Origin of the sequence: Simiaoa sp. (assembly GCF_051972595.1) — a bacterium.
Classification (GTDB): domain Bacteria; phylum Bacillota; class Clostridia; order Lachnospirales; family Lachnospiraceae; genus Acetatifactor; species Acetatifactor hominis.
Genome location: NZ_JBOKRY010000012.1, coordinates 65,438 through 75,593, shown reverse-complemented (window position 1 = coordinate 75,593; position 10,156 = coordinate 65,438). Strand labels below are relative to the sequence as shown.

Below are 10,156 nucleotides of genomic sequence, written 5' to 3'. Positions count from 1 at the left end.
TCGCTGTCTTCACTATGCCTATGCGCGGCTCATTGCCCGCGTAACTTTCAATTTACTACACATCCGGTTCTGAGATGCGTGTGACTCCCACATAAATATCCGATATTTCAAACCATGTAGGATAATCGACTATACCGGTCTGCGGAAGATGAAATATTTTTTGGAACATCCTGACTGCTTCCGCAGTATCGGTTCCATAGATACCGTCCGGGCTCAGTGTGGGAATCGCCGGATAATTCCTGGCGATGCGGTTCAACTGTTGCTGAAGCTGTCTTACTTTTTCGCCTGAAGAACCGATAGTCAGGTCATACCCCGGCCAGGAGGACGGCACTCCCGATATAATATCCGCAGAATTGATGTACATATCATTGCCATAATAATAGTGAATGATATCAATGGCGGAATATCCCTGATCCGCAAGTGCTTTGGAGCCCCATTGGCTAAGCCCCCGGCAGGTAGTGCGGTTGCCGTCACAGTATGAGGTGAAAATAGGCTGCCGTACGCCGGGTCTTGATAAATAATTTGTAAAAATGGAATCTACCAGATAGTCGATCTCTTCAAACACATTTCTGCCATAGATCCATTTCTGGTCATATGCCGTAGACGAAGTAATCGTAAAATCATATCCGCGTCCCCGGTACCACTCTGTAAATACACGGTTTAACGTAAATGACTGAATGACCAGAATATTTGCATAGATCGCACTTTCCGGCCAGGTGGAATAGATCTCGCTGGAAGCCACATTTTTAATATAATCTTTATAGCGTACCCAGTAATTTTTGGCAGTAGGATCCTCTGGAACACCGTCATGTACAATCACATATTCCGGAATGACCACGCGGCTTAAGACGATCTCCCCCGTCTCGTTCATGGGTTTGATCTCTTCTTCCGGAATCTTCGGAGGATATTCTCCGAACAGAGTATGTGCCGGTATTACGACTACTTTTTCTTCCTCCTCTGTCACATTCAGAGGATTCATGCGGATCGGCTGCAGGGAATATTCTCCTGCCAGAATCTCAGAGCCGGATACCAGTACTGTTTCATAGCCTTCTGCGGTCACCTGAATGTTGTATTCCGAATAAGGCTGTTCCGTAATCTCCGGAGATAAAGACAGTTCTCTCGGTGGCGCTTCCAGAGTTATCGTCGGGGTCTGCCCCGATTCATCGGTAGTAAGTGTCTCTATCGGAGAATCCGGATCTCCGGTATAAGAAATAGTGACCGTAGCACCGGAGATTGGGGACATCCCCAGAGCGGAGACAACGCTGATCTGGAGTGTACCTGTATAAGTAGTATCCGTAATATCCATGGACATATGTCCTTTCTGCCTATCCCGTACCACATCATCCTCGCATGTTCGGTCAGGCAACAAATCTTCCTTACAGCATATGCTCCGTTACGCGAAGATGTGCTTAAATACTAACTATTCAAAGTCATATAAATATGATTGGATGAATTTCTGAACAACTACCATGATTTTTCTAAAAAAAGCAGGAACTGTGACGTATGTGCAAACACTCATCTCAGTTCCTGTTTTGTCTTCAGCGTCCTTCGCCGGACCTTCTGCTTAATTTATTTTGTCAACAGCATCATAATGTCATTGCTTCTTGCCACGAACTTGGTCATGGCATCGGCAGACAGGGGTGCATGCTGGAGCTTTGCCAGATCGTAGAGCTGCTCGCAGATCATTTCTGCGTTCTCGCCGTCCTGGTGCTCAGTAATGTACTGTACCAGAGGATGGTTGGCATTCAGGATCAGGGTCTCGCCCTCACCGCCGAAAGCACTCATATCCATACCGGGCATGGAGTACATCTTCATCATATCCTGCATACGTCTGCTCTCTTCGGACAGCGTGATCATAGAAGAGATCTTTTTATTCTTCAGCTTCTCTACCTTGATCGTGATCTTGTCATTCTTCAGAGCCTTCTTCATCAGCTTGCTGATGCTCTCAGCCTGCTCTTCCATCTCTTTTTCAGCCTTCTTGGAAGTCTTGGACTTCAGGGCATCGGTCACATCCGCATCGATACGCTGGAACTTGATTCCCTCGTTCTTCTGCTCCAACTGGGAGATGAAGGGCTGATCGATATTGTGGGTCAGGATCACAGCATCCATCTTGGCAGCCTTGAACATATTGATGTACTGGCTCTGCTGCTGTTCATCCGTTACATAGTAGATGATCTTCTCCTTCTTCTCTTCCTCGGCATTCTCCTCGGAAGCCTCATCTTCCGCCTTGTCCTCTACGACTTCGGCTTCTACCTTGTTGCCGTTCTCGTCTACGGCATTCTCCTTGTTCTCTTCCTCATCCTGAGGCTTGATCTCCAGGCACTCGGGCAACGTCAGATATTTGCCGTCCAGATTCTTGAAGAGGATGTAATCATTCATCTTCTCGCAGAACTTGTCATCCTTCAGGCAGCCGAACTTGATGAAGGGGCTGATGTCATCCCAGTACTTGTCGTACTCTTCCTTGTCAGTCTTGCACATACCGGCAAGCTTGTCCGCTACCTTCTTGGTAATGTACTCGGCGATCTTCTTGACAAATCCGTCGTTCTGCAATGCACTTCTGGATACATTCAGAGGCAGATCCGGGCAGTCGATGACACCCTTTAACAACAGCAGGAACTCTGGAATGACTTCCTTGATATTATCTGCGATGAATACCTGATTGTTGTACAGCTTGATGGTACCCTCGATGGACTCATACTCCATATTGATCTTCGGGAAGTACAGAATACCTTTCAAGTTGAAAGGATAGTCCATGTTCAGGTGGATCCAGAACAGAGGCTCCTTGTAATCCTGGAATACCTTGCGGTAGAAGTCCAGATACTCTTCCCTGGTGCACTCGTTGGGATGCTTGGTCCACAGAGGCTGTGTCTCGTTGATCAGTTCGGGACGCTTTCTGATCTTCAGCTTCTTGGGTTCTTCTGCTGCCTCAGCTTCTGCATTCTCGCCCTCTGTTTTTTCCTTCTTCTCCGGCTCGATTTCTTCGAGAACTTCATCATCGGGAAGCTTTTCCTCTTCCTTGATGATCTGGGTCTCCTTGGTGTTCGCTTTGGACAGATAGATCTCCGTAGGCATGAAGGAACAATACTTCTTCACTACCTCACGGGCTTTGTACTCATTACAGAACTCCAGGCAGTCTTCATTTAAGAACAGAGTGATGGTCGTACCGACATCGGTCTTGTCTCCGTCTTCCATGGAGAACTCAGTGCCGCCGTCACACTCCCAGTGCACTGCCTTGGCGCCATCCTTGTAAGATAACGTATCAATATGTACTTCATCCGCTACCATGAATGCGGAATAGAAGCCCAGTCCGAAATGACCGATGATCTGGTCGGAATTGCTCTTGTCCTTATATTTCTCAATGAAATCCGTAGCACCGGAAAATGCGATCTGGTTGATATACTCTTCCACTTCGTCGGCGGTCATGCCCAGACCGTTATCCTTGAAGGTCAGTGTCTTCTTCTCGGGATCCACGATGACATCCACACGTCCCTTATAGCCTTCGGGCAGGGTATATTCTCCCATCATGTCCAGCTTTTTAAGCTTGGTTACGGCATCGCAGCCGTTGGAGATCAGCTCTCTGTAAAAAATGTCGTGATCGGAATACAACCACTTTTTAATAATCGGAAAAATGTTTTCACTGTTGATTGATAAGCTACCGCTTTTTGCTGCCATTTTTACCACATCCTTTTCTATAATTGCACAGTCATGGCTGACTGTTATCTAACTGATTCTAAGTGTAGGACTGCAAAATTAAAAAGTCAAGACAAATTTAGCACTCATTTACAACGAGTGCTAACAATCTGCCGAAAGTCCAGTATTTATCAGTGTTTCCGCAATTCTAAAATTTTAATAAAGCGTATGGTGATCCTAAGGATTACTCCTCCGGAAAATACTTTGCATACACATCAAAAAAGTTATCCGTGGTCACCTGCTCGTCCGTGATCAGGGTGATCTCATCCCACAGTTTGTCATTGAGCTGACGCACCAGCGTATTCACAAAGCTGTCATACTCCTGTCCGAAGACTTCACGCTTCCGCTCTTCCACGATTTTTAACTTATTGGCGTCTGTCTCTTCCCGGTCCAGGGTGTTGATGCATTTGATAATGTAATAGCCCCGCTCACACTTGACGACCTGGCTCACTTCATCCGTTGCCAGATTGAATGCTGCTTCCTCGTAGGCACTCTCCGCCTCCCCCTTGCCGAAGGAATAGGTGATCTCGGAATCATCACTGTATTTAGAAGCCAGCTCCGTGAAATCATGTTCTCCGTCCACCGCCATGGCTCTCACCTCACAGGCTTTTTCGTAAGCTTTCTGGATAGAACTTTCCGAATAGGGCTTTAAGTTACCGTCCATATCCGTGGATGCTGTTGCAAAAAAGATCTGCTGCACCGTAATTTTGCGTGCCTCGTCATCGCTGATCTCCGGATTGATATCCTGAATGATCAGCCGGTAGACCTTATCCGCCATGGCATATTCCCGGTACAGCTTCTCCACGATTTCCTCCGTGGCACCCATGGTCTCGATCTCTGTGTCATTCAGGGAAGAATAATACTCCTGCGCTGCCTGGACGACCTTTGCTTCCTCGGCTTCATCTAACGTGACCTCTTTTTCCTTTGCCAGCAGATACATGGTCTTGATCTGTGCGATCCGTGCCAGTACCGTCTCCTTGACATTATCCTCCAGTGTCACACCATTTAAGGAGGTGTTCCAGATCTCCGTTCCGTAGACATTCGCATACTGATTCTGTGTCGTAGTCAGATAGATCATGATCTCTGCCTTAGAGCAGGACTCATCTCCGATCCGGAACACCTCGTTTTTACCTAATCCCGTGGTAAATACTACTTTGGTGCCGTCATCCCCGCCACAAGCGGTCAGTCCCACGACCATGCTCATTCCAAGTACTCCTGCAACCAACATCGCTGCTACTTGCTTCTTCCCTCTGTTTTCCCTATTTTTTTTATTATTTTTGCTATTATTTTCTTTATCATAAAAAAACATTTCATTTCCTGCCTTTACAGTTCTCTTTTTTCATTTCCTCTGAACGCTTTAAAATGATGTCGGGGTCAAAAGCCCCCGACTTTGATGCCTACGGATTGTTCCGTGCTACGCACTCCCTCTTCTCCGCTCCGCTTCGGTCCGTGCTAGACATGTGCCACTGGCACATAGCACCCTACCCAATATTCGCATATCGTGGGATTATCATCCCACTTTTATGCTCATATCGGGGCGGGTCATAAGGTCTTTCACCCACTTATGAGCAAGCTCATGTGGGCTTAGACCTTTTGACCCTGGCATCTTAAAATATAATTATACCCTATTTTGATACGATATGCCATTTTTTCTTGTAAGTCCAGAAAAATATATAAATTTCGGGCAAAGAAAAAGTGCGTGCAGCACCTTTTGTCCACACGCACTTTGCTTCTTTGTTTTCTTAGCCACACTATTCAGCTGTTTTTTCAATTATCTTATTCCATAATTATTTCCGCCGGTCTGTCCTCTGCGGGAAGCTTTTCCACTTTTACCGCACAGACTTTGTATTCCGGGATTCTCGCATATTTATCCAATGCCGCATTCGTCAGGATATTGGCATTGCCATCCGGGAAATGGAACGGCATCCAGGTCTCCTTCGGGGATACTTTTTCTCCCACTCTCGCAGTCGTGATCAGAGTACCTCTCCTGGATGTAACCCTTACCTTTTCTCCATTTTCAATGCCAAGGCGTACTGCATCCTCCGTATTCATCTCGATGAAGGAATGACCTTCCTTCTCCATCAGTCCCGGGGTCTTGCCGGTCATGGCTCTGGTATTGTAATGGTACAGAATACGTCCCGTCATCATGATAAACGGATATTCCTCATCCGGAAGTTCCGCACTGGGCACATATTCTGCGGGGTAGAACCATCCCAGTCCTCTGGAGAACTTACCCACATGTAAAATCGGTGTGCCGGGATGTTTCTTATCCGGGCAGGGCCACTGGATACTCTCGCCCTTATCCAGTCTTCTATGGCTGATACCTGCAAAGCTGGGGGTCAGGGACGCGATCTCATCCATGATCTCTTCGGAAGTAAGCTGGGCTTGCGGATATCCCATGCGGTTCATCAGGTCGATAAAAATATCGGTATCCAGGCGCATCTCGCCTTCCAGTGTCACCGCTTTACGCACACGCTGTACTCTTCTCTCCGTATTGCTGAAGGTACCTTCCTTCTCCGCATAACTGGTACCGGGCAGGATCACATCCGCATACTGCGCGGTCTCTGTCATGAACAGGTCGGACAATACCAGGAAATCCAGGCTTTCCAGTGCCTTGCGGATATGATGCTGGTCTGCATCCGTTACGATCGGGTCCTCGCCGAAGATAAAGAGTCCCCGGATCTCCTTACGGATTGCCGCAGGGAATACATCCGTTGCATGTACGCCGGGTTTTTTGTTCAGCTCCACACCCCATGCTTTTTCAAATTTAGCAATCACCTCGGGATTTGTCACTTTCTGATAACCGGGAAGATCACCGGGCAGTGCACCCATATCGCAGGCACCCTGCACATTATTCTGTCCACGTAAGGGATTGACGCCACAGCCGCTGCGTCCCAGCTTCCCTACTAACATCGCCATGTTGGACATGGACATAACACCTTCGGTTCCGGTGGAATGTTCCGTTACGCCCAGACAATAGATGATTGGAGCCTTCTTCGCCTTAGCATACATCAGTGCCGCCTCCCGCAGATGATCTGCATCGATATGACAGATCTCGGCTACACGCTCCGGAGTATATTCTTCCACAATCTTTTTTAATTCTTCAAAGCCTTCGGTTCTGGTGCGGATGAATTCTTCGTCTGCCAGTCCCTCATGGATGATCACATTCATCATACCGTTGGCAAATGCGACGTTCGTACCGGGCTTTAATTTCAGATGAATATCTGCCTGCCTGGACAGACCGATATCTCTGGGATCTACCACGATCAGCCGGGTTCCCCGTTCTACCGCCTGACGAATCTGCATACCGATGACAGGATGTGCTTCCTCCGGGTTGGAACCTACCAGCATGATCACATCCACATCCTTCGTAATATCACTGATAGGATTGGTCATTGCTCCGCTTCCCAGGGTCATGGCAAGTCCGGCCACGGTTGCGGAATGACAGACTCTGGCACAGTTATCTACATTATTGGTGCCAAACGCACAGCGGACCATCTTCTGCAGCATATAGCAGTCCTCGTTCGGAGAACGGGAGCAGGCAAAGCCTGCCAGTGCATCGGAACCATACTTTTTCTTGATCTCTGTAAATTTCGCTGCGATGAGATCCAGTGCCTCATCCCAGGTAGCACGCTCAAACTCTCCGGTCTCATGATTCTTGATCAGAGGATATTTTAATCTCTCCGGCGAATGTACGAAATTAAACGAGCCAAATCTGCCCTTAACACATAACAGTCCCTTGTTGGAAGGTCCGTTTGCCGGTTCCACATCCACGATCTCGTTATCCTTTACCACCAGATAATACTGACAACCGGTAGCACAGTGGGGACAGGTTGTCAGAACCTTTTTCACCTTGCCGACCTGGTACTTTTTACGGTTTTTGGCTACCAGTGCTCCGGTAGGACATACTGCCGCGCAGTTACCACAGGACTCGCAGTCTGTCTCCTTCCAGTCCGGTCCGAACGGAGCATCGATCAGTGTTCTCGTACCGATCTTACTGTTATGCAGGGTGCCGTTACAGGACACCTTGTTACAGGTGCTGACACATCTCTGACAATTGATGCACAGCTCCGGATAATACGTCAGAAAAGGATTCTCTTTTTTCGCTTCAAATTTGGCTGCGCTTCCGGGATAGCAGGATTTCGTAATGCCATATTCATTGGACAGATCCTGCAGTCTGCAGTCACCGGATTTGCTGCAGGAGAAGCATCTGACATCATGATTGGCAAGCAGCATGTTCAATACCTGCTTTCTGCTGTTCACCACTCTCTCGGAATGAGTGTTCACCACCATTCCCTCTTTTACTTTTGTATTGCAGGAGGTTACCAGATGTCTGCTGCCTTCCACCTCCACAACACACATTTTGCAGGCTCCTACCTCATTGACATCCTTCAGGTAGCAGAGTGTGGGGATCTTGACGTCCGCCTCCTGTGCAGCTTCCAGTATGGATAAATTCTCATCTACGGAAATCTGTTTTCCATCTATGGTGATCGTTACCATTATACTCTGCCTCCTTCTACCACTCCGCATCCGAAGTGATCACATCTTAAGCACTTACCGCATTCCTGCATCGCCTCATCGTAGGACATTCCGTTTTCCACCGGTTCGAAATTGTTCTTACGCTCTCTGGCGGAACGATCTGTCAGATGCACTCTGCCGTAATGGGTTCTGTCATTTTCTCTGGGCTCCGGAATCTTAATATCCTCCAGATATTTATGATGATACCCAAGGTATTCATCAATGTTCAGTGCCGCTACTTTGCCGGCACCAATGGCCTTAATTACGGTTGCCGGGCCGAATACACAGTCACCGCCGGCGAAAATCTTGTCATAGCTCTTAAGTCTGGTGGTATCTAATGTCTCAAATGTCTTTCTTCGGGGATTCACATCATACTCTGTAAAAGGTGCAGAGACAATATCCTGACCGATGGCCATAAGTACCACTTCACAGGGCACCTCGATCTTTGGTTTATTTGCCACCGTTACAGAAGGTTTTCCCTGCTTGTCATACACACTGATGATCTGGGGCTGTGCCACAAATCCACAGACATTCCCCTCCGCATCCGCATTGATCTTCACTGGTGCATTCAGCGTCAATAGTTCCACGCCCTCTTCGATGGCTCCCTGGATCTCGGAAGGCAGTGCCGTCATGTCGATCTGACGTCTGCGATAGATCACCGTTACCTCTTTGGCATGGCACCGGATGGCAGAACGGGCACAGTCCATGGCTACGTTTCCGCCGCCTACGACCACCACACGTTTGCCGGTATAATCCGGAATGTTGCCCTTACCGATCTCGCCCAACATTTCCACTGCGGAATAGACTCCGTTGCTGTTCACGCCGTCTACGTTTACAGATTTACCTACCTGGGCACCGATGGCAATATAGATCGCATTGTACTGCTCCTGAAGCTGCTCCATAGTGATATCCCTGCCGATGGCAGTATTGTAATGCACTGTAATATTACCGGTAGACAGGATCGCATTGATATCTTCGTCCAGTCTGTCCTTGGGCAGACGGTAATTTGGAATACCGTATCGCAGCATTCCTCCCAGCGCTTCTCTCTCTTCATATACATCTACCTTATGTCCCATCAAAGACAGATAATAGGCAGTCGTCAATCCGGAAGGACCTCCTCCTACGATAGCTACTTTTTTACCGGTAGTGACATTACACTCCGGCACCTTTACCTGATCTGCCGCGATCTGATCCACCGCAAATTTCTTCAGTCCACGGATATTGACCGGGCTGTCAATCAGGTCTCTGCGGCATTTTGCCTCACAGGGGTGTTCACAGATAAATGCGCATGCCGTGGGAAAAGGATTGTCCCTGCGGATTAGATTAATAGCATCCGCATAGCGATGTTCACCGATCAGCGCAATATATCCCGGAATATCCACATGTGCGGGGCAATGGGAAATACAGGGAACCTTCTGTCCCACTTCCTCCTGACATCTGTGCTGTTCAATATGGCTCATGTATTCATCACGGAACAGCTCCACACTCTGCAATACGATGTTGGCCGCCTCATAACCTATGGCACAGTCTGCCGTATCCTGAATCATTTCCGCCAGGGATACCATGTTGTTAAAAGTCTCCATATCCGCCTTACCGTCCAGAATGCTGCGCATCATATTCTCTACCTGTTCCAGTCCGTCACGGCAGGGAACACACTTACCGCAGGTCTGGCTTCTGGCACTTTGTAAAAAAGAAAGCTGCACTGCGATCGGACAGACGCCGGGAGGATTTCCCTTCACCCTCTTTACAAATTTATCTAGGAATTTTGTTGTTTTTTCATTCATTTCATTTTTGTAAATAATATTCTCGGAATGCATGAAACCCTCCTGTGTACGTCCTGTTATGATAAATACTGTATTTTTTCCAACAGGCATAAGATTTTACCGACTACCCCGAATACTTAAGAAGGTATAATGTAAGTGCTTACATTATACCTTCTTGAGAAACA

At 47.8% G+C, this 10,156-nt stretch carries 5 protein-coding genes and 1 pseudogene; 1 reads left to right on the top strand and 5 read right to left on the bottom strand.

Annotated elements, in window-relative coordinates:
* Nucleotides 1–55: 55 nt before the first annotated feature.
* The 3 genes from ACTRDR_RS06645 to ACTRDR_RS06635 all read right to left on the bottom strand — a co-directional run bounded on the left by ACTRDR_RS06645 (nt 56) and on the right by ACTRDR_RS06635 (nt 4,999).
* On the bottom strand, nt 56–1,312 hold the full coding sequence (locus ACTRDR_RS06645) for a peptidoglycan-binding protein (protein ID WP_440526593.1): 1,257 nt from the start codon (nt 1,310–1,312) through the stop codon (nt 56–58).
* A gap of 257 nt (nt 1,313–1,569) precedes the next feature.
* Nucleotides 1,570–3,672: a molecular chaperone HtpG gene (gene htpG, locus ACTRDR_RS06640; RefSeq protein ID WP_440526591.1), complete on the bottom strand. Its 2,103-nt coding sequence runs from the start codon at nt 3,670–3,672 to the stop codon at nt 1,570–1,572.
* A 202-nt stretch (nt 3,673–3,874) separates the two neighbouring features.
* Nucleotides 3,875–4,999, bottom strand: coding sequence for a peptidylprolyl isomerase (locus ACTRDR_RS06635; RefSeq protein ID WP_440526590.1), 1,125 nt, complete (start codon nt 4,997–4,999; stop codon nt 3,875–3,877).
* A 53-nt stretch (nt 5,000–5,052) separates the two neighbouring features.
* Here ACTRDR_RS06635 and ACTRDR_RS06630 point away from each other — a divergent pair.
* Nucleotides 5,053–5,278 (top strand): annotated as a pseudogene (locus ACTRDR_RS06630) (hypothetical protein).
* 188 nt (nt 5,279–5,466) lie between these two features.
* On the opposite strand, the gene fdhF reads toward ACTRDR_RS06630, so the two are convergent.
* Both fdhF and ACTRDR_RS06620 read right to left on the bottom strand, forming a co-directional pair.
* Nucleotides 5,467–8,190 carry a formate dehydrogenase subunit alpha gene (fdhF, locus tag ACTRDR_RS06625; protein WP_440526589.1) on the bottom strand — a complete coding sequence of 908 codons (2,724 nt, stop codon included), beginning with the start codon at nt 8,188–8,190 and terminating at the stop codon, nt 5,467–5,469.
* Entirely contained in the window at nt 8,190–10,025 is a 1,836-nt protein-coding gene (locus tag ACTRDR_RS06620; RefSeq protein ID WP_440526588.1) for an NAD(P)-binding protein, read from the bottom strand. The genes fdhF and ACTRDR_RS06620 overlap by 1 nt, the downstream gene beginning before the upstream one ends.
* Between the last annotated feature and the right edge of the window lie 131 nt (nt 10,026–10,156).